Consider the following 20,402-nt stretch of genomic DNA (forward strand, 5'->3'; position numbering starts at 1 on the left):
CGTCAGGCACCGTCGTGATCGAACGCCGCGCGTACCGCCGCGTCACCTGGCGGTTGATCCCCTTCCTCTTCGCCTGCTACGTCGCCGCGTACCTCGACCGCGTCAACGTGGGCTTCGCCAAGCTGCAGATGCTCGCCGACCTGCAGATGAGCGAGACCGCGTACGGCATCGGCGCGGGGATCTTCTTCATCGGCTACTTCCTCTTCGAGGTGCCGAGCAACCTGATCCTGCATCGCACCGGGGCGCGCGCCTGGATCGCCCGCATCATGATCACGTGGGGGCTCCTGTCGGCGGCGACGATGTGGGTCACGAGCGCGACGGCGTTCTACGCCTTGCGCTTCCTATTGGGGATTGCCGAGGCAGGGTTCTTCCCCGGGATCGTCCTGTACCTGACGCAGTGGTATCCAGCGCCGCGTCGCGCGCGCATCATGGCGCTCTTCATGACGGCGATTGCCATCGCCGGCGTGATCGGCGGCCCCGTGTCCGGCTGGATCTTGAGCGAGATGGCGGGAAAGAACGGCTGGGCGGGATGGCAGTGGCTCTACCTGCTCGAGGGGATCCCCGCCGTGCTGCTGGGAGTGGCGACGTACTTCTACCTGGACGACTCCATCGAGGGAGCCCGATGGCTCCCTGATGACGAGAAGGCGGTGCTGCGTGCGCAGCTGCGTGCAGACCCCGCGGGCGAGGAGCACGTGAGCGTGATGGCCGCGCTGCGCGACTCGCGCGTCGTGCTGCTGGCCGCGCTGTACTTCTGCTCCATCCTCGGGCTCTACGGCCTCGCGTTCTGGATGCCGCAGCTCATTCGCACGTTAGGCGTGGCCGAGCCGTGGCGGGTCGGGATGCTCAGCGCCATTCCGTACGGCGTGGCGACGGTGGCGATGGTGCTGGCGGGGCAGAGTTCCGACCGACGCGGCGAGCGGCGCTGGCACTTGGTTGGGAGCGCACTGATTGGGGCCGTGGGACTCGTGGGCGCCGCCTGGTTCCGCACCGAGCCGGTGGCCGGGATGATCGCCTTCAGCGTCGCCGCGGCGGGGATCCTCTCGCTCCCGCCGCTCTTCTGGACGATTCCGACGACGCTGCTGCGCGGCGTCTCGGCCGCAGCGGGGATCGCGGCGATCAATTCGGTGGGGAACCTGTCGGGCTTCGTGAGCCCGTACATGATCGGCGCCATCACCGATGCGACGGGCGAGGCGACGATCGGGCTCTACGTGCTCGCCGCGAGCCTCGTGGCCTCGGCAGGGTTGTCGATTGCGGCGACCGCCCCACCGACGCGGCGTTAGGTCGATCGCTCCGGCACCCCCGTCGAACCGTCCGCTCTCAGTAGCGCCATTGGCGCCGGAGTTCCGTGCATGTCGCTGTTCGACCGGCTCCGCAAGTACAACCCAACGCTCGGACAGGCGGTCGAAGGCTAGATCGACACCTGCAACGCGGCGGTGTAGCCGCTCACCACGTTCCCGCCCATGGTCGCCAGTTGCAACGAGGCGCCGTCGGCGAAGACATTGTCGGAGGCCAGCGACACCTGCGACAGGTTGGTGAGGCTGCTGGCGTAGCCGGTGGTGGCGTACACCGCGTCGCACGCCGCCTTGGGAATCGCCAACTGCGAGGTCGCGATCTTGTTCCCGGCGCTGGTGGCGGTCGCCAGGCTCTGATAGACCTCGAAGTGCATGTGGGGCCATCGCCCCGCATAGCATCCCGGGAAGATCGTGGTGAAGGTGACCTCCCCCTGCGCGTTGGTCTGCTGCACACCGCGCAGGTAGTTCTGGCTCGTGGCCCCGGCCGAGTAGAGCGAGTAGAGCCCGGCGCGGTCGCAATGCCACAGGTAGATCGCGCGTCCGGGCAGCGGGGCGCAGCCGTTGGACTGCGACACGAGCGTGAGGGTGACTACCAGCGGAATGCCGACCGCGGTCCCGCTCAGGCCTGCGAAGCTGGAGCGGATGTCGCTTCGCACTACCCCGGACTGCCCGAGCACGTTGGGACCATTGGATCCGTCACCGGGATACGGCCCGGCCGTCTCGGAGGGGATCGTGCTGCACGAGCCGTTGCCCGGGGTCCCCTCGTCGTCGAGTCCGGCGGGATCCTTGCTGCACCCCAGCAGGTGCATGGCGCCGGCGCCGAGTGCCAGGCGAAGGAGGGCGCGACGGCGCAACGAGGCGTCCGTCAGCCGCAAGTCGTCGTGCAATCCGCCAAAGTCGTTGTGCGCCATCGAGTCGGACCCTCTCCCTCCTGCCGGGCGACGGTCACCGGCGCGAGAGGGGTCGCATCGGGTCACGGTCGCGGTACACAGCGTCGACACCTGCGAGGCGCACGCCCCCTACGCTCGGGCAACGACCGCGCGCGGCGCAGGACGTACCGCCCGCGTCAGCGGCCAGCGCCGCCGGCTGGCGGATCGGCTGCAAGTTCGCCGGTCCCCAGCACCAGGGTGTGGCGCGCCCCCGACCGCTCGTCGATCCAGACGACCTGCTCGCGCCGGTCGCCCGGCGAACGCTCCGGGATGGGACCGTAGAAGGCGAGCTGCGACGCGAGGTCGAGGAACGCCCAGGTCGTCGACATCCCGATCGACGTACGCCAGAGGACACGCCCATCCCTCGTGAGTCGCAGCAGCTCCCACGGCTCCGCCTCCCCGAGGCGCGACTTGGCCAGCACCAGCGACGAGCTGGGATCGGCCACGTCCCACACGGCTCCCGCATAACGAATCACGAAGCCCGCCTGGATCAGCCGCTCGACGCCAACCGGCTGCACAGCGTCGACGCGAATCTCGGGTTGCCCACGACCATCGAGCGTGTACGGCGCGCGATGCAGCATGCGCGCGACTTGGCCGAAGGGGCGATCCTCCCCGCTCGGCCAACGCGAGACCCCCTCCCGCTCCGACTCCGACAGGAGCGCGTACCAGAGGCCGGTGCGGGTGAGAAACGACTTCTGCATCACCGTGCCGGGCGACGTGGTGTTCCACGAACGCTGCGGCGGGATGAGGTAGTCAAAGCGATCCTCGACGCGCGTGGAGTTGTTGGTCGGCGGGAGCGCGGACGGGTCGAGCGTGGCGAGCGAGGGTGGCGCGGCGTCGATGCGGTACAACCGGGCATCGCGCCCGCGCGCCACGAGCGTGCCAAGCGTCCCCGCCATGCGGTATCCCTTGGCCTCGACCGGGAGCATCTCGCGTGTGGCCAGGGCGGTCGGGACGAGCATCGATGGCGTGACCTGCAACGCCAGGTTAGGCAGATGATACCCCTCGAGCGAATCGCGCCAGACCCACAGCAGGTCGCCCACGACGCCGAGAATGGCCGGCGCCTTTTCGTCGGTGTAGTCCCGGCGATCGGCGAGTCGCTGGACCTGCACGAGCTCCCCGCTGGGGATCCGTCGCACCACGAGCTCGAAGCGCGCGTAGGGTTGGTACCGAAACGCGCTCGAGCCCCCGATGATCGGCACGGCACGCGTGCGCTCCTCCATCGTGATGTACACGAGGAGCGGCGCCTCGTTCGTCCCCGCGCGCCAGAGTTCGCCCGCGAGACGCGGCGGTTCCTCCTGCACGTCGCGCGCACCACCGAATGCGATCGCGAGGAGGGCGAGCAGGACCACGGCGACGGCCGTCGCGATCCAGGGGAAGCGCGAGCGGGAGGCAGGAGACTCGGTCGGCACGACGGCGCGAGGGGCGAGGGGGAGTCGCGAGGAAGCCGGGCGCGAATATCGCCTCAGGGCGCCAATCGCACCATCTGATCAAACGCCGGGTCGGTTGCTCCCCCCACCGTGCGCGAGGCCACGTACTCACCAAGCACCGGCCCATGCGTGAAAGCATGCCCCGAGCCGCCGCCGGCAATCAGCACGTTGTCGTACTCGGGATGCCAGTCGATGATGAAACGCTCCTCCGCCGCATTCTCCAACTGGCACTCGCGCCGATCGGGGCCGAGGTAGCCACGAGAAACGCACGTCGATTCATGGGAGAATCTCTCGAAGAGGGCCGGCCGGCACGAACCAATGCCGTCGCGGGAGCCACGCGCCCCCGGGCTTCGCGTGAGGAGCTTGCGCGCGAATCGTCACGCGTGCCCCGGTCTCCAGCGCCGACCAATGGGCGTTGGCCTGTGGTCGTCGTGCGCGCGCTGGCCTGGAGTGGACTGCGAGGCGCGTCATTGCCGACGCGCCGCAACGGCGTCACGTTTACCGCCCTGCACGTTCCTACTCACGCACACCGCCCATCCGTGTCCGATACCACGCCACACCCTTCCCTTCCGACCGCGTTCGTCGCCGGGAGGGACCTCGGCTCTTCTTCCTGGGTGACCGTCTCCCAGCTGATGATCTCGGAGTTCGGTGAGGCCACGCGCGACCCCGATCCGATGCACGTCGACCCGGAGTGGGCGGCCAACGGACCGTTCAACGGGACGATCGCCTTTGGTTTCCTCACCATGTCGCTGCTCACGCACCTGCTGCACGACGTGCTGGGGACCGACCCGCGCCGCCACGATCCGGCGCACGGCTACTATCTCAACTATGGCTTCGACCGACTGCGCCTCGTCTCGCCGGTCCGAGTGGGATCGCGCATTCGCGGGACCTTTCGCGTGGCCGAGGTGAAGCCCGACGCCAAGGAACGCAGCATCGTCAAGTTCGCGGCCACCGTCGAGATCGAAGGGAGCGACCGCCCGGCGCTGGTGGCCGAGTGGCTGACGGTCTGGGTCCCTCCGGAGCAGGGGTAAACGACGCACCATGGACCAGGCCTTCACGAGGGTCAGCGACTTCGTCGCATGGTACGCGGCCCGCACCCCCGACGCAGAAGCGGCCGTTCAGGGCGATACGCGCCTCACCTACGCCGAGCTGCACCGCCAGGTGGAGTCGGTGGCGCGCGCACTCCTCGCCGCGGGCATCCGGAAGGGCGATCGGGTTGCCACGCTCTCCCCTCCCAACGCCGACTTCTGGATCACCTTCCTCGCCAGCGTCTCCATCGGCGCGATCTGGTTGGGACTCAACCCACGCTATCGTACCGATGAGCTGAAGTACCTGGTGGGCGACGCCGAGCCGTCGCTCCTCTTTGCCCGCACCGAGTTCGGGGGACGGCGCTACGATGACGAGATCGCGGCGATGCGAGCGGCGGCGCCGTCCATCACGCGCGTGGTCTCGTTGGGCGATGCAGCCGCAACGGCCGAGGGCGAGCGACTTACCGACTTCATCGCGGCCGGCGCCAGCGTGCCTGACGAGTCGCTCGACGCCGCGCGCGCCGGCTGCGGCGGTCGGGAGGCGTGCCTCCTGGTGTACACCTCCGGCTCCACCGGACAGCCCAAGGGGGCGTTGCTGCATCACGAGGGGATCATCGCGTTCTCGCTGGCGCAGAACCGCGCCTGGCCGCTCGAGAACCAGCGTTTCCTCAACTACCTCCCGATCAATCACATCGGCTGCGTCATCGACCTCTCCAGCCCCACGCTCGCTGCGGGGGGATGCATCGTCTTCATGGAGCAGTTCTCACCCGAGGGGGCGCTCGACCTCACGGTGAAGGAGCGCATCAACTGCCTGGGATCGGTGCCGACCGTCTTCCAGATGCAACTCGCCCTCCCCAACTTCGACACCTACGACCTGTCGGGGATCGAGCTGATCCTCTGGGAGGGGGCGGCGATGCCGGTGGAAGTCATCCAGCGCCTGCGGGAGATCTGCCCGCGCCTGGCGACCAACTACGGCATGACGGAGACGACCAGCGCGATCACGATCGTGACCCCCACCGACGACCTCGACATCCTCGCCAATACCGTCGGCGTCGCCTTTGACGGGGTCGAGATCCGGCTCATGGGCGACGACGGCGTGGTGGTCCCGCCAGGCCACGCCGGCGAAGTGCAGACGCGCTCGATCTACAACCTCCTCGGCTACTGGCGCCGCCCCGAGGCGACGGCCCAGGCCTTCACCGCCGACGGCTGGTTCCGCACCGGCGACGTCGCCGAGCAGCGCGCCGATGGGCGCTATCGCCTGGTGGGGCGGCTCAAGGAGATGTACAAGTCGGGTGGCTACAACGTCTACCCGCGCGAAGTCGAGGATGCGATCCACTCGCACCCCGACGTGATCATGGCCGCGGTCGTGAGTCGCCCCGATCCGCTCTGGCAGGAGGTCGGGGTCGCGTTCGTCGTGGCGCGCGAGGGGACGTCGAGTGAGGCCCTCGAGGCGTACTGCCGTGAGCGCCTCGCCAACTACAAGCTCCCGAAGGCCTTCATCCTGTGCGATTCGTTGCCCCTGCTCCCCATCGGCAAGGTCGACAAGGTTGAATTGAAGCGGCGCGCGATGGCTGGGTAGCGACGCGCGCTGCAGCTTGTCCCTGAAGTTCGACGTCCCCTATCCCCGGACCGTCATGACGATCGCCCGTCTCGCCCGCACTGCCGTCTTTCCGCTCGCCGCGCTCGTGGTGGGCGTCCCCGTTGCAACTGCCGGCGCGCAATCGGGCGACCTCCAGGGGTTCGTGACGCGAGAACTCAACGGGCTGCAGGCCCGGAGCTCGATCTACGCCAAGCACCTCGCATCGGGCAAGACGGTCGAGCTGCGCGCCGACGTCCCGATGAACACGCTCAGCGTGATCAAGATCCCGGTGATGATCCTCGCCTTCCGCGACGCCGAGGCGGGGAAGCTCAAGCTGGGCGAGCGCTACACCATCCGCCCCGAGGACCTGCGCCGAGGGAGCGGGCTGCTGCAGACCTTTGACGTCGGCGTGAGCCCCACGTATCGCGACCTCATCGAGCAGATGATCATCACCAGCGACAACACGGCGACGGACATCATGATCCGCACCGTGGGGCTGGCCCGGGTGAACGCGATGCTGGCCGAGCTGGGCTTCCGCGAGACTCGGCTCAACCGCACCGCCGGCGATCTCTTTCGCGAGGTCTGGATCCGTGCCGATGCCAAGCACGCCTCGATGACCGATCGCGAGGTGTACGATCGCGGCTTCCCCAGCGACGCGGAATCGTCGCGGCGCAGCTTCACGCTCGAGGGCGACTCGACGCGCTGGCTCGGGCGCACGACCGCCCGCGAGATGGCGACGATGCTGGAGGGGATCCTCAACGCGAAGTACGCGTCGAAGCTGTCGAGCGAGGTGATGGTCGGGATGCTGCGCCGACAGTTCTACGCCTCGCGCCTCCCGCAGCGCATCCAGTTCCGCGCCTCGGTGGCGCACAAGACCGGCGACTGGCCGCCGATCGCCGGCAACGATGTGGGGATCGTCTTCTACCCGGGCGGTCCGTCGATCGTGAGCGTCTTCACCAACCAGAACACCGGCGACTTCTTCGAATTGGAGTCGACGCTGGGGCGGATCGCCGAGCGGGTGGTCGATACCTGGAAGTAGCGCCGCCCGGTTGGGTGAACCGGTGAACGTTGTGTCCTACGCGGGCGCTACGTCCCGCCCGAAGTCCACGCGCACGACGGAGCAGATCGCATCGGGAGCACGCTCGGGGAGCGTGAGCACGAGCCCGTCATCGCTCTCCGCCGTACGGACGGCGACGCTCTCGTCGGCGAGCAGCCACGCACGTCGCGCCGTCTGGTAGATCCCGGGGAGCACCAGCTCTCCGGGACGCCAGCGCTCGACGAAGACGTTGATGTATCGCCCCTGCGTCGTCGTACGGCAGGCAGGCGAGTCGACCAGCGACGTCGTGCTCTTGTAGATCGCGTCGCCATTCACCGCCATCCACTTCCCCATCGCCGACAGCCCGTCAACGCTTGGCTGGGGGACGCGCCCATCGCCCATGGGGCCGATGTTGAGGAGGAGGTTGCCTCCCTTGCTCGCCGTCTCGACCAGGAGACCGATCAGCTTCGCCGGCGACTTCCAGTTGTCGTCGTCCTTGGCGTAGCCCCAGTTGTCGTTCATGGTCATGCACGACTCCCAGTCCTGCCCGGGGAGGCCGCGCGCGGGAACCTCCAACTCCGGCGTGCTGTAGTCGCCCACGTTGCCGTCGCCACGCGTGCGGTCATCGCCGCCAGCGGCGGCCACGTCGACGCGGTTGTTGATGATGACGTTGGGTTGCAGCGTGCGGCAGAGGGCGACCGTCTCCTTGGCGAGGGCGTGACTCCAGGTCGGCTCCCACTGCCCGTCGAACCAGAGCACGCTGATCTCGCCGTACTGCGTGAGCAGTTCGCGCAGCTGCGCGTGCATGAAGCGCACGTAGCGCGCGAAGTCGGCCCCGGTGGCGTCGCGCTGCTCCCAGTCGCGGCGCGGGAGGTAGTCGGGGTGATACCAGTCCATGATGGAGTAGTACCAGCCGAGCTTGAGGCCGTGGCGGCGACACGCGTCGGCAAACTGCCGCATGATGTCGCGCCGGTAGGGCGTCGCCATCACGTCGTATTCGCTCACCGCACTCGGCCAGAGCGAGAAGCCCTCGTGGTGCTTGGTGGTGACCACCACGTACTGCTGCCCCGCCGCCTTGGCCATGCGCACGATGCCGTCGACGTCGAGCGCCGTCGGATTCCAGCTGTCGGCCAGGCGAATGTACTCCTCGTGCGGCACCTTGGCGTTGTTGCGCATCCACTCGTGCGAGCCCACGAACTTCCCCTTCCACTCGCCGCCCGGAACGGAGTAGAGCCCCAAGTGGACAAACATCCCGAAGCGGGCGTCGCGCCACCACTGCATCCGGTTGGCCGTTGTCGAGGCAGGCACTCCGGCAGGTGCAACATCGGCGGGCACCAGCCATGACGGGCGCAGGGCGTGACCGGCAAGTCCGGCCGCGCCCAAGGCGAGAAAGTCCCGGCGATCCATCGTCACGATACCCTCATGACTGGCGCTCGGCGGTGGTCACTGCACCGGCGCGCGGTGCTTCTCGAACCAGCCCGCCAGCGTCGTCAGTTTGGACGCGGCGTGGCTCGGAAAGCGCCGGATGCCGTGCGGCTCCCCGGGGACGCGCACCAGCACTGCCTCCACGCCACTCATCTTGAGCGCCTTGTAGTACTGCTCGCTCTCCGACATCGGCGTGCGGAAGTCCTCCTCGCCGGTCATGATCAGCGTCGGCGTCTTCACGTTCTTCACCACGCTCAGCAGCGAGCGCTTGTCGTAGTTGTCCTTGTGGTCCCACGGCATCCCGGGGAACCAGTTCTTCACCGAGAGCGGGGCCATGTCGGCGGTGAGCGAGAACGACTCCCAGTTGATGACCGGGTAGAAGGCCAGCGCCGCGCGGAAACGATCGGTGTGGCCGATCATCCAGGCCGTGAGCACGCCGCCGCCGCTCCCGCCGGTGACGAAGAGGTTCTTCTCGTCGATGTATCCCTTGGCGATCACCGCATCGACCCCCGAGTTGAGGTCGAAGAAGTCGTCGCCCGGATAGGCATGATGGATCAGGTTGCCGAACTCCTCGCCGTAGCTCGTGCTCCCGCGCGGATTGGTGTACAGCACGACGAAGCCGTTGGCCGCCATGATCTGCTTCTCGTCATCGAAGCGCGCGCCGTAGTTGGCAAAGGGGCCGCCGTGGATCTCGAGAATGAGCGGGTACTTCTTCTTCGCATCGAAGCCCGGCGGCTTGATGATCCACCCCTGGATCTTGCGCTTGTCCTTCGACGACTCGTACCAGATCTCTTCCACCGCGCCCAGCGTGCGCGTGGCCAGGAGTTCGACGTTGAGCGACGTCACCGACACCGGCGTTGCCGACGCGCCACTCCCCACCACCGCCACGTTGGACGGAATCGACGGCGTCGACAGCGTGTACGCCACGCTCCCGTTACGCGCCACCGAGTAGCTGCCGCCGGAGTAGGCCATCATCCCGCTCCCCAGGTGGCTCGCCACCACGCGCCACGACCCGTCGAGCGCAAAGAGCCCCACCTTGGTGTCGCCCTTGTCGTCATACTGCACGTAGATCCCCTTCCCATCGGCGCTCCAGGTCGGCGACCCCACCGAGTTGTCCAGCTTCGTCGAGAGCGCGCGCTTGCCTGACCCGTCGCGATTCATCACGTAGAGCAGCGCGTTCTGGTATCCCTGGTAACGCTCGTCGAAGCCGGTGTAGGCGATGAGCTTCCCGTCAGGTGAAACGGCCGGTTCGCCGTCGGGACCGTTTCGGTCCGTCAGTTGGCGCATGGCGCCGTCGGCGACCGCAAAGGCGAAGATGTCGCTCTCCAGCAGCTCCTCGTCGGCCTTCTCGCGCCGGCGCGCCGCGGCGATCAACTCGGTGCCGTCGGGGGTCCAGACCACGCCGCCACCGCCGAAGACACCACCGTGGTTGAAGTCCCCCTTGGACAACTGGCGCGGCGCCCCGCCGTCCGCGCGCACCACGAAGATGTGGGTGAAGCCGACCGGCACCTCGCCCACGCCGTCAAAGCGGAACACCAGCGCGTCGGTGTACTTGGGGGGCGGCGCCCACGTGGCGCCTGGCGGCGGCGCCAGCGGCGTCCCCACAACTAACGGCGCCTTGGGGACAAACTGCGTGAAGGCGATCAACTTGCCGTCGGGCGACCAGGTGGGTCCCGCCGGCGGGATCGCCCCATTCGTCAACGCGATCGATTCCCCCGTGTCGTTCCACCGCACGTACAACTGCCCGCTTCCGCCCTTGTCCGAGGTGTATGCGAGGCGCGTCCCGTCGGGCGACCAACGCGGCGAAGCGTCGTGCGTCTTCCCCGACGTCACCGGGCGATGCCCCGTGCCGTCGCTCTTCACCAACCAGATGTTGCTGTACCGCTTGTCGGTGATCGCGTCGCTCCAGTTGCGCACGTACGCCACCCACAATCCGTCGGGCGAGATCTGGGGATCGGACGCCGTCTCGATCGTGAACATGTCGCTCGCTGACAGCGGCCTGGCCTGCGCCTGGAGCGCGGGCGCGAATGGAGACATCGGCGCGGCGAGTACGAAGAGGACGACGGGGATCGTCCACGCTGAAGGAGTGCGCATCACGAGAGCCGGGGAGAAGGAGGTCGCGGGAATGGCGGGCGTCTGCCGATGGAAACGTGCTCCCGATCCGGGGGCGACCGCCAGAGGAATGTCCGGAGACGAGGCGCGCGCGGTAGCGCGCCACGGCGTTCGGGGAGATACTCGATCGCGCCCGCGTTCCCCCACACCCGCGTCGTCAGCAGCTTCCGGAGGGCGCGCGTTCTTCTCCGTGGCCCCACGTCCCTCCGTCTCCGCCCCCATGCATTGCTCGCGTCGCCCCCTCGCGCTCCTCGCCCTCGCCCTCCTCTCGCTCGCCCTCCCCGCGCAGACGCAGGCGCAGGGAACTCCGCGCCCCGACGCCGATCCGCGCATCCAGAAGCTGGTCGCCGCCGTCTCGGCCGAACGCCTGCGCGCGATCGTCGCCAAGCTCGAGTCGTTCGGGACACGCTCCACGCTTTCCGACACCGTCTCCACCACACGAGGCATCGGCGCGGCGCGCCGCTGGATCCACGAGGAGTTCACGCGCTCGTCGCCCAAGCTGCAGGTCGCCTTCGACCGGCACCCGATCGCCCAGCAAGGGCGCATCACCCGCGACGTGGAACTGGTCAACGTCGTCGCCGTCCTCCCCGGACGCTCGCCGCGTCGCGTGTACATCAGCGGCCACTACGACACGGTGAACCTGCGCGCCGCGATGGCCGGGGTGCGACCGTCCACGCCAGGCCAGCAGCCCGCGCCTAACCATGATGTCGACGCCCCCGGGGCCAACGACGACGGGAGCGGCACCGCCCTCACCATCGAACTGGCCCGCGTCTTCGCCGAGAGTGGGCTCGACTTCGACGCGACGCTCGTCTTCATCGCCTGGGCCGGCGAGGAGCAGGGGCTCATCGGCTCCATGGCGCACGCCACGGCACTGGCCGACGCCAAGGGGGTGGTCGAGGCCAACTTCAACAACGACATCGTCGGCTCGTCGCTCGGTGGCAACGGGATCATCGACGCCGAGAGCGTGAAGATCTACTCGCTTGGCCCCGAGGATTCGATGTCGCGGTCGCTGGCGCGCTACATCGCGCGCATCGCCGGGGTCTACGTCCCCTCGCACACCATTCGCCTCATGGCGCGCGAGGATCGATTCGGGCGCGGCAGCGATCACTCGTCGTTCACCGCCAACAACTTCCCCGCCGTCGTCTTTCGCGAGGCCAACGAGAACTATCGCCGCCAGCACTCCGGCGATGACAAGATCGAGGGGATGGACTTCACCTATCTGGCGCAGAACGCGCGAGTCAACGCCGCCGGCGCCGCCTCGGTAGCGCTCGCCCCTTCCGCCCCCGTGGTCACCAGCGAGCGCGGCCAGGCACTCATCGGGCGTGGACAGTCGGGCTACGACGCCGACCTCAAGTGGAACGCCTCGCCCGGTGCGGTCGCCTACAAGATCTACTGGCGCGACGCGTGGGCCAACGATTGGCAGCGCGCGCAGGTGGTGGGCAACGTCACGCAGTTCGTGCTCCCCAACGTCTCGATCGACGACTACGTCTTTGGCGTGGCAGCGGTCGGCGCCGATGGCAACGAGAGCCTCGTGAGCGCCTTCGTCTCGCCCAACCGACCCATGCAGCGGGTCAAGATGTCCAGGTAGCGGGGTGGAGGGGGGGCCCTGACACGCGTGGCCCACGGAATCCGTAGATTCCGTGACCACGCGTCACCACCCTGCACACGCCGCCCGCGCCGCCGCCATGAATCCGCAGGACGCCCACACCATCATCGCCATCGCTGCCCTCGCCGCCAACGCCGACGGTACGCTGGGTCAGGAAGAGCGCGTCAGCATCATCTCCGCCGCCGAGCACCTGGGACTCTCGGGCGACGATCCGCGACTGCTCGGGGTGATGACCGGGAGCGGCGACGTGGCGCAGCTCGCCCACGCGCTCACGAGCGACGAGGCCCGCATCGCGGCATATGACGTCGCCGCCGCCGTCTGCCATGCGGACGGCACGCCGAACGCGCAGGAATCGGCCTTCCTCTCGGCGCTGTCGCGCGAACTCGGCGCTGTCGCGCCCTCGCCCGAGGCGGCCGCCACCTTGGGGGCGGCGGCCCAGGCAGTCTCCACCGCTCCCACAGGGAGCGCCAACGGCGACCTGGACACCTTCATCCTCGACCAGGCGATGCTCGCTGGCGCGGCGGAGCTGCTCCCGCACCGCTTCTCGGGGATGGCGATCCTCCCGCTGCAACTCCGGATGGTCTACCAGATTGGCCAGCGCCATGGGCAACAGTTCGACATGTCACAGGCCAAGGACCTGGCGGCGGTGTTCGGGATCGGTGCCGCGGGACACCTGATGGAAGGGATCGTGCGCGGCGTGTTGGGCAGCGTGGGACGTGGCCTGCTCGGCGGCTTGTTAGGCTCGGCCACCGGCGCAGCGGCCGGGGTCGCCGTCACCTTCGCCACGACCTACGCGCTCGGGCACGCGGCGGAGCAGTACTACGCGCAGGGACGCACGCTGAGCACGACCGACCTCAAGGCGCTGTTCACGCGCTTCCAGGGTGAGGCGAACACCGTCTTTCCGCGCGCGGAGCGTCGCATTCGCGAGCTGGCGGCGGGGAGCAGCCTGGACTCGCTGCTCGGGGGATTGATGCGGTAGGCAGGTTGGCGGCGCGACCGCGGGGACACGAGCGCGACGAAGGCTCCTTGCCCGTGTGCATTCCCTGCGGCGCGCGCAGCTCCGAGATTGGGTGAGTATTGGCGGCGTCCACGCCGCGCCGTCTCACGACCCCTCGCATGCACGACACGATCGAGATCGCCGTCGTCACCGGCGTCACCCCCGAAGTCGTCGACGCCTTCGCGCGCCTGGTCCCACAACTCGCGCCCAGTGCCGGCGTCCCCGACGAGGCGCAGCTGCAAGCGATGGTGCGCGCCCCCGGGACCACGCTCCTGGTGGCCCGCGACGCGAGGCGTGACGGACGCATCGTCGGCGCACTCACGCTCACGCACCTGCGCATTCCCACGGGGTTGCGCGTGACCATCGAGGACGTCGTGGTCGACACCGCCTCGCGCGGTGCCGGCGTCGGCGACGCGCTCACGCGCGTCGCACTCAGGCTCGCGCGAGAGCACGGGGCACGATCGGTCGACCTCACCTCGAACCCGTCGCGCGAGAGCGCCAACCGCCTCTACCAACGGCTCGGCTTCGCCCGTCGCGAGACCAACGTCTATCGCTTCGACCTCACACGCGACGACGTCGCACGCAACGACCCGGCGCGGAACGACCTGGCGCGCGACGACACCGCCTGACGACTAGCCCTGCGGCGGCGGGAGCGTGCGCGCGCGCACGAAATACGCCAGCACCCCCAGCGCCAACGTCGCCATGCCGAAGGCGGCAAAGCGCCACCCGCTCGTCGAGAAGACGTAGCTCCACCCCACCAGCGCAATGATCGACGGCAGGGGATAGAGCCACATCCGGAACGGGAGCACGAAGCCGGGGCGCCGCCGCAGCAGGTGCAGCGCCGCCACCTGCCCCATGAACTGCACCACGATGCGCGACGTGAGCAGCGCCGAGATCACGTCGCCTAACGTGAAGAACGAGAAGGCGATCGACAGCCCGCCCAGCACCAGCACCGCGACGTGCGGGAACTGTCCCTCGGGGTGCACCCTGGCAAAGATGCGGAAGAAGTCCCCCTTGGACGCCGCCGCGTAGGCGATGCGACTGTAGCCCAGCAGCAACGCCAGCACCGAGGCCAGCGCCGTCCATAGCACCAGCAGCGTGACGACCGACGCCGCGCGCGGGCCGTACAGCCGCTGCATGAAGTCGGTCACGATGTACGACGACTGCATCGCCTCGCGCCATGGGACCACGGCGATGATGCTGAGGTTCATCAGCGCGTACAGCACCGACACCGCCACCACCGAGATGAGGATCGCTCGCGGGATCACCCGCTGCGGCTCGCGCACCTCGCCGGCCACGTAGCACACGTCGTAGTAGCCCATGAAGTCATACATCGCGATGAGCATCGCCGACCCCAGCCCCGCCGCAAAGCCCAGCGAGAAGGTGAAGGCATCCGGCGGAAAGTCGAAGGCAAGCCGGGCATCGAAGTTGGACAACCCGCTCACGATCACCGCCAGCACCGTCACCAGCATCCCCGACCAGAGCACCACCATCAGCTTCCCCACCGCCCCGATGCGCCGGTAAATGAGGGCGATCGTGAGCAATCCGACCGCCACGCACGTGAGGCGCGCCCCCGTGGCCCCCATCCCCTGCCAGAAATAGCCGGCGTACTGCGCAAAGCCGATGTACCCCGATGCGATCTCCAGCGGGCCACTCAGGACAAACTGCCAAATGAAGAGGAACGGGAGCACCCCGCCCAGCGCCGTCCCGCGGAACGCCTCCTTGAGGTAGGCATACGTCCCCCCGGTCTCGGGGATCGCCGCCGAGAGCTCACTCCAGACCAGCCCATCGGAGAGGGCGAGGATCGCCCCCAGGAGCCAGCCGAGCATGCACTGCGGCCCACCCATCGCGGCGATGATCAGCGGGATGGTGATGAAGGGGCCGACGCCGACGATGTTGCTCATGTTGAGCGCAACCGCCTGCAGCAGTCCCAGGCTCCGTACGAGCCCGCGTTCCGTCATCGCTGCGCTCCGTGGGGACGTTCCCATCATGCCACCCCTCGGCGCGAGGCGGGCGGGGGGCAATACTACAGGCCAGCTCACCGTTGGTCGATGGCGCCTCCCCGGCGCGGGGCGCCGACGATCCGCCGCAGGTGGGGCACCCTCGCCGCCGACGACCGGCGGACAGGAGTGGCCGCTTCGCCCCCGCAGCATTCCCCCGACCGGCTCCTCGACCGAGATTGGGTCGTGCCCAACTCCCACTCGCCCGCTCGCTCGACGTTCGCCAACGCGCGCCTCGCCGCCAACGCGCGCCGCGCCGCCAACGCGCGCCGCGCGGCCATCTCGTGCGCGCTCACGCTCGCCGCGACACTCTCGCCCGCGTCCCGCGCGCGCGCGCAGGGCTCCCCCGCCACGACGCGCCTCCCCACCGCCCGCGCCTCGCGGCTCGACGGGGTCGTGCACCTCGACGGGCTCATGGACGAAGCGGCGTGGAACCGCGCCGAAGCGATTCGCGACTTCGTCCAGAAGATCCCGCTCGAGGGGGCCGTGCCGACGGTCACCACCGAGGTGCGCATCCTCTACGACGACGCCGCTCTCTACGTCGGCGCGCGGCTCACGCGCCCCGACCCACAGGCGATCCGACGCTCCATCACGCGGCGCGACGGCGAGAGCGACGCCGAGGTCTTTACCGTCTCGCTCGATCCGTATCACGACCGGCGCACCGCCTACGCCTTCTCCATCTCGTCAGGCGGGGTGCGCGGCGATGCCTATCACGCGCAGGACAGCGAGGACAGCGGGCGCGAGCCGCAGTACGACCCCGTCTGGAGCGCGCGCGCACGCGTCGACAGCGCGGGATGGACCGCCGAGATGCGGATCCCCTTCTCGCAACTCCGCTTCAACTCGTCGACACAGCAGGTGTGGGGGCTGCAGCTCACGCGCGAGGTGGCCGACAAGGCCGAACAGCTGCAATGGGTCCTGATCCCGGTCTCGGCGGCGGGCTATGCCTCGCGCTTCGGACTGTTGGAGGGGATCGCCGGCATTCCGCCGGCCCGGCGCATCGAACTGCTGCCGTATGTCGCCACCGAGTTCACGCAGCGTTCCAACGTCGACCCGCGCAACCCGTTCAACGATCGCTTCGGTGGACGGGCGGGCGCCGACCTCAAGGTCGGGCTCGGCCCCAACCTCTCGCTCGACGCCACGATCAACCCCGACTTCGGGCAGGTCGAGGCCGACCCCGCGGTCGTGAACCTCACGGCGTTCGAGCAGGTCTTCGAGGAGCGGCGCCCCTTCTTCGTGGAGGGGAACGAGTTGCTCACCGGGCGCGGGCAGTCGTTCATCGGGCGCCCCACCTGGTTCTACTCGCGCCGCGTCGGCGCGCAGCCGCGCGGCACGGCGCAGGGTGACTTCGTCGACGCGCCCCACAACACCACCATCACCACGGCCGCCAAGGTCAGCGGGCGTCTCGCGCGCGGCCTCTCCATCGGCGCGCTCGCGGCGGTGACGCCGCGGGAGTTTGCCCGGACCTATCACGTGGACGGCGACTCCATCGGGCGCATCGCGGTGGAGCCCCCGAGCCGCTTCGGCGTGCTGCGGCTGCAACAGGAGTTCGGCAGCCAGCAGTCCAACGTGGGCGCCTCGTTCACCACCATCGATCGGTCGCTGGACACGCGCGGCGCGCTGCAGTCGCTCCTGCCGCGCGACGCCATCGCCGGCGGCGTGGACTGGAAGCTGCGCTACAAGCAGGGGATGTACGAGGTGACCGGATGGCTCGGCGGGTCGCGCGTGAGTGGCGACGCCGCCGCCATCGCCCGGCTCCAGCGCAACAGTGCGCACTTCTTCCAGCGCCCCGACCAGGACTACGTCACCTTCGACCCCACGCGCACCTCGCTCAGCGGCGCCACCGCGTCGCTGCGGCTGGACAAGAACGCCGGGCGCTTCACGTTAGGCGGGATCCAGCTCTCCACCCGCACCCCGGGCTTCGACATCAACGACGCCGGGCAGATGCGGTCGGGCGACGACATCGACTTCAACGCCGACATCCAGCTGCGCGACACCAAGCCCAACCCGTACGTCCGCTTCTACCAGTTCGGCACCTCGGCCGTGGCCGGGTGGAACTACGGCGGCTACCGCCAGTACCTGCGCTTCAACCAGACCGCGCAGGCCACGCTGCACTCGTTCCTCAGGCTCAACGCGCGCGGCACGCTGTACGTCCCGTCGCTCTCCGACGACCTCACGCGCGGCGGCCCGCTCATCGGGACACCGGCCGGCTATTCGGTGTTAGGGCAGGTCACCAGCCGGGCCAACATGCCCACCACGTGGAACGCGCGCACCGAGTACTATCACGACGCCTTTGGCGGGTGGCGTTGGGACGTCAGCACCGGGATCGCCACGCGCCCCGCCCCGCAGTGGCAGGGCTCCGTCGACCCGACCTTCTCGCGCTCCGTCGATGCCCGGCAGTACGTGGCCACGCGCAGTGGTGGAAGTGCCGCCACCTTCGGCCAGCGCTACGTCTTTGCCGCCGTGGAGCGCAGCACCGTCTCGGCGCGCTTCCGCGTCAACTACGCCCTCACCCCGAACTTCACGGTGGAGGGCTACGCCGAACCCTTCGCCGCCAGCGGGCGCTTCTACGGATTCGGCGAGGTGCCGGCCCCCAGGAGCAACGTGCTGCGCGTCTACGGGGCCAGCGGGACGGGGACGACGCTGGCACGCAACGCCGACGGCAGCGCCATCGTCACCGACGGGGCCAGTTCGTTCGGGCTGCCGGCGCTCGACTTCCGGCGCCTGTCGTTCCGCTCGAACCTCGTGCTGCGCTGGGAGTGGCTCCCAGGGAGCACCGCGTTCCTTGTCTGGCAGCAGAGTCGATCGGGGCAGTTGCTCGACGGCGAGCTGGTGCGCCCGCACGACCTGTGGGACGCGGTGCGCGCCGACGGCGACAACTTCGTCGTCTTCAAGATCAGCTACTGGATCGGGGCGAAGTAGGCCACGGCGCCATCGCCCCCCGCAACGCCCCTGCACGGTAGCGTTTGCCAGAGGGCCTCGTCAGCGAACGCGGCACTGCGCCGATTGCGCGGCCGCGTCCCGTTCGCGATCTCTAGACCGTAGCCGAGGACTCGCGGAGGTCCCTCATGACGTCGACGACGAAGCAGATGGTCAAGGGCGGCAAGCGTGTCGCCCGCAAGACGCTGGACAAGGTCGAGACCGAGGTGATGGCGGCCGCGGGGGGGGGCGGCAGCAAGGGGGGGGGCGAAGAAGGCGGGGGGGGGGGGAAGCGGCGCCCGGGCCCACGAGATACGCTACCAAGGGATGGCGGCTGACGGGCCTGCTGCGCATCGCGTCGTCCCGAGCATCACGCCGCCTCGGCCGGCGCGCATCCGCGGAGTGGCGGCGCGCGCTGTAGCGCGTGCTATGGCTCGCGCGTGCCCCACAGTTGTGCCGCCGCGTCGCGCACGGTGACCAGCGAGGCATACACCCCTACCGTCGCGCGCGCGATCTCGGGCGGTGGCGTCACCATGTCGGGGACGATGATGACCGGCATCGCCGCCGCCATGGCCGCGCGCGCCCCGGTGGGTGAGTCTTCGAGCGCGAGACAGTCGGCCGGATCGGCGCGCAGCCGCGACGCCGCCTCGAGATAGATGTCGGGGCTCGGCTTGCCGCGCGCCACATCGGCGCGCGTGACCACCGCGGCAAACCGGTGCAACTGTCCCCCCAGGCGCTCGTGCACCAGCGCCGGGCCGCTCGACGTGGCCAGGCCTAACGGGATCCCCAGCCCGATCACGAACTCCATCCACTCGAGCGCGCCGGGGCGCATCGGAACTCCCTCCGCGTCGACGATCACGCGCATGTGGCGGTGGCACGTCTCCCGGTACGCGTCGACGTCGAAGCCGGCGCCGTAGTAGCCGGCGAGCATCTGCTCGCACACGTCGATCGGATTCCCGATGAAGGTGGCGAAACGCTCATCGCTCATCTCCACGCCGTGGTCGGCCGCGGCGGCCTGCCAGACTCGGCGCTCCAGCCGTTCGCTGTCGACGAGCAAGCCGTCCATGTCGCAGACGACGGCGGCGGGGCGGTTGGGAATCACGCGGCGTTCGACGGCGGTGAGGGGACGGAGCGCGGGTGCCGAAGTTAACCTCGCACACGCGGCGAGCCGACACGCAAACGGCAGCCCCGCTTGTCGCGAGGCTGCCGCTTGGTGCCGGCCGTGTCGTCCGTGCGGTGGGTCCTATTCGGCCAGCACGGTGATCGTCGCCGTGCACGTCTCGTGCGCCGGGAGCGCCATGAGCGTGGCGTAGTCGATCACGCCGTCGCTCTGGTGATTGATGGCCACGAAGCTGAAGGTGTGCACCCCGGGCGTAACCGTCCGCGTGAGGTTGGTGAGCTGCACGCTCGAGGTGACCAGCCCCATCGTGGTCGAGAAGCGCATGAGCTGGAAGCCGGTCGACGGCTCGGTGATCAGGAACTCCCACGCCCCGCCTAACGACGTCTGCGGGAAAGCACTCGGCGGGATGGCGGGTCCGGTCGGCGTCGGCGATGCGACCATGCTCATGAAGACGTCGGCGCGATCGGCGAAGCCCTTGCTGACCTGGATCCCGATGCTCGATCCGGCGTCACACGTCGCGGCCGCCGAGGCACGGCGGATCTTCCCGACCGTCGCGCCACCACCACCGCCTCCACCGCCACCGCCACCGCCGCCACCACCGGCGCCCTTCGCGAGCAGCGGCTCCATGTCGCGCGCGGTCGTGGGAGAGGTCGCGTCGGCGCACGCGACCGACAGGGTGCCGGCGGCGAGGACGGCGACGAGGGTGTGCAGGCGGAAGTGCATGAAGGCTTGCTCCGGGAGAGAGAACGTCGCGGCCGATCGGGTGGCCGGGATCGACTGCCTCCATGGCAAGTTTCACGACCTCGGGGCACACTCCCGTAAGTCATTGAAAAACAAAGCCTTGCGACGTCTTTGTCGCGCCTTTGCGCCGGCGCCTTGTATCGGCGCGTTGCGTCGCTGTATCGGCGCATTGCGTCGCGACCTGGCGGTGG

Annotated in this window: 17 protein-coding genes; 9 read left to right on the forward strand and 8 right to left on the reverse strand. The window is 69.0% G+C overall.

Translation table 11 applies throughout. The features are described 5' to 3' along the window. Positions 1-14 precede the first annotated feature (14 nt). Positions 15-1,280: an MFS transporter gene (locus tag IPN47_25760; protein MBK9411387.1), complete on the forward strand. Its 1,266-nt coding sequence runs from the start codon at positions 15-17 to the stop codon at positions 1,278-1,280. A 128-nt stretch (positions 1,281-1,408) separates the two neighbouring features. Here IPN47_25760 and IPN47_25765 read toward each other — a convergent pair whose 3' ends face one another. The 3 genes from IPN47_25765 to IPN47_25775 form a co-directional block, all read right to left on the reverse strand. Beyond that, on the reverse strand, positions 1,409-2,203 hold the full coding sequence (locus IPN47_25765; GenBank protein MBK9411388.1) for an intradiol ring-cleavage dioxygenase: 795 nt from the start codon (positions 2,201-2,203) through the stop codon (positions 1,409-1,411). A 155-nt stretch (positions 2,204-2,358) separates the two neighbouring features. After that, the gene (locus IPN47_25770; GenBank protein MBK9411389.1) at positions 2,359-3,633 is read right to left on the reverse strand and encodes a hypothetical protein; all 1,275 of its coding nucleotides are present in this window, start codon (positions 3,631-3,633) and stop codon (positions 2,359-2,361) included. Between the two features lie 53 nt (positions 3,634-3,686). Continuing rightward, the gene (locus IPN47_25775) at positions 3,687-3,875 is read right to left on the reverse strand and encodes a hypothetical protein (GenBank protein MBK9411390.1); all 189 of its coding nucleotides are present in this window, start codon (positions 3,873-3,875) and stop codon (positions 3,687-3,689) included. 390 nt (positions 3,876-4,265) lie between these two features. On the opposite strand from IPN47_25775, the gene IPN47_25780 reads away from it, so the two are divergent. The 3 genes from IPN47_25780 to IPN47_25790 are packed head-to-tail and all read left to right on the forward strand — an operon-like array spanning position 4,266 to position 7,297. Next, positions 4,266-4,682: a hypothetical protein gene (locus tag IPN47_25780; protein MBK9411391.1), complete on the forward strand. Its 417-nt coding sequence runs from the start codon at positions 4,266-4,268 to the stop codon at positions 4,680-4,682. 10 nt (positions 4,683-4,692) lie between these two features. Next, the gene (locus IPN47_25785; GenBank protein MBK9411392.1) at positions 4,693-6,258 is read left to right on the forward strand and encodes an AMP-binding protein; all 1,566 of its coding nucleotides are present in this window, start codon (positions 4,693-4,695) and stop codon (positions 6,256-6,258) included. A gap of 16 nt (positions 6,259-6,274) precedes the next feature. After that, on the forward strand, positions 6,275-7,297 hold the full coding sequence (locus IPN47_25790; GenBank protein MBK9411393.1) for a serine hydrolase: 1,023 nt from the start codon (positions 6,275-6,277) through the stop codon (positions 7,295-7,297). A gap of 36 nt (positions 7,298-7,333) precedes the next feature. Here the strand turns inward: IPN47_25790 and IPN47_25795 are convergent, their stop codons facing one another. Together IPN47_25795 and IPN47_25800 are read right to left on the reverse strand one after the other, a co-directional pair. Next, a complete protein-coding gene (locus IPN47_25795; protein MBK9411394.1) occupies positions 7,334-8,602 on the reverse strand; it encodes an alpha-L-fucosidase in 1,269 nt (422 codons plus the stop codon). A 135-nt stretch (positions 8,603-8,737) separates the two neighbouring features. Continuing rightward, entirely contained in the window at positions 8,738-10,813 is a 2,076-nt protein-coding gene (locus IPN47_25800) for a S9 family peptidase (protein ID MBK9411395.1), read from the reverse strand. Positions 10,814-11,051: 238 nt separating this feature from the next. Between IPN47_25800 and IPN47_25805 the strand changes: the two genes are divergently transcribed. The 3 genes from IPN47_25805 to IPN47_25815 all read left to right on the forward strand — a co-directional run bounded on the left by IPN47_25805 (position 11,052) and on the right by IPN47_25815 (position 14,063). Next, positions 11,052-12,419, forward strand: a complete 1,368-nt coding sequence (locus IPN47_25805) for a M28 family metallopeptidase (GenBank protein ID MBK9411396.1) — start codon at positions 11,052-11,054, stop codon at positions 12,417-12,419. A 52-nt stretch (positions 12,420-12,471) separates the two neighbouring features. After that, positions 12,472-13,416, forward strand: coding sequence for a DUF533 domain-containing protein (locus IPN47_25810; GenBank protein ID MBK9411397.1), 945 nt, complete (start codon positions 12,472-12,474; stop codon positions 13,414-13,416). Positions 13,417-13,553: 137 nt separating this feature from the next. Continuing rightward, the gene (locus tag IPN47_25815) at positions 13,554-14,063 is read left to right on the forward strand and encodes a GNAT family N-acetyltransferase (protein ID MBK9411398.1); all 510 of its coding nucleotides are present in this window, start codon (positions 13,554-13,556) and stop codon (positions 14,061-14,063) included. A 3-nt stretch (positions 14,064-14,066) separates the two neighbouring features. Here IPN47_25815 and IPN47_25820 read toward each other — a convergent pair whose 3' ends face one another. Further along, positions 14,067-15,395 carry an amino acid permease gene (locus IPN47_25820; protein ID MBK9411399.1) on the reverse strand — a complete coding sequence of 443 codons (1,329 nt, stop codon included), beginning with the start codon at positions 15,393-15,395 and terminating at the stop codon, positions 14,067-14,069. Positions 15,396-15,620: 225 nt separating this feature from the next. Here IPN47_25820 and IPN47_25825 point away from each other — a divergent pair, with 225 nt between their 5' ends. Then, entirely contained in the window at positions 15,621-18,353 is a 2,733-nt protein-coding gene (locus IPN47_25825; GenBank protein MBK9411400.1) for a carbohydrate binding family 9 domain-containing protein, read from the forward strand. Between the two features lie 146 nt (positions 18,354-18,499). After that, complete coding sequence (locus IPN47_25830) at positions 18,500-18,688, forward strand: hypothetical protein (GenBank protein ID MBK9411401.1); 189 nt, start codon at positions 18,500-18,502, stop codon at positions 18,686-18,688. Between the two features lie 89 nt (positions 18,689-18,777). On the opposite strand, the gene IPN47_25835 is transcribed toward IPN47_25830, so the two are convergent. Next, positions 18,778-19,452: an HAD family phosphatase gene (locus IPN47_25835; GenBank protein ID MBK9411402.1), complete on the reverse strand. Its 675-nt coding sequence runs from the start codon at positions 19,450-19,452 to the stop codon at positions 18,778-18,780. A 141-nt stretch (positions 19,453-19,593) separates the two neighbouring features. Next, positions 19,594-20,193, reverse strand: coding sequence for a hypothetical protein (locus tag IPN47_25840; GenBank protein ID MBK9411403.1), 600 nt, complete (start codon positions 20,191-20,193; stop codon positions 19,594-19,596). Positions 20,194-20,402 lie beyond the last annotated feature (209 nt).

The sequence above is a fragment of the Gemmatimonadota bacterium genome (assembly GCA_016719105.1).
Lineage (GTDB): Bacteria > Gemmatimonadota > Gemmatimonadetes > Gemmatimonadales > Gemmatimonadaceae > SCN-70-22.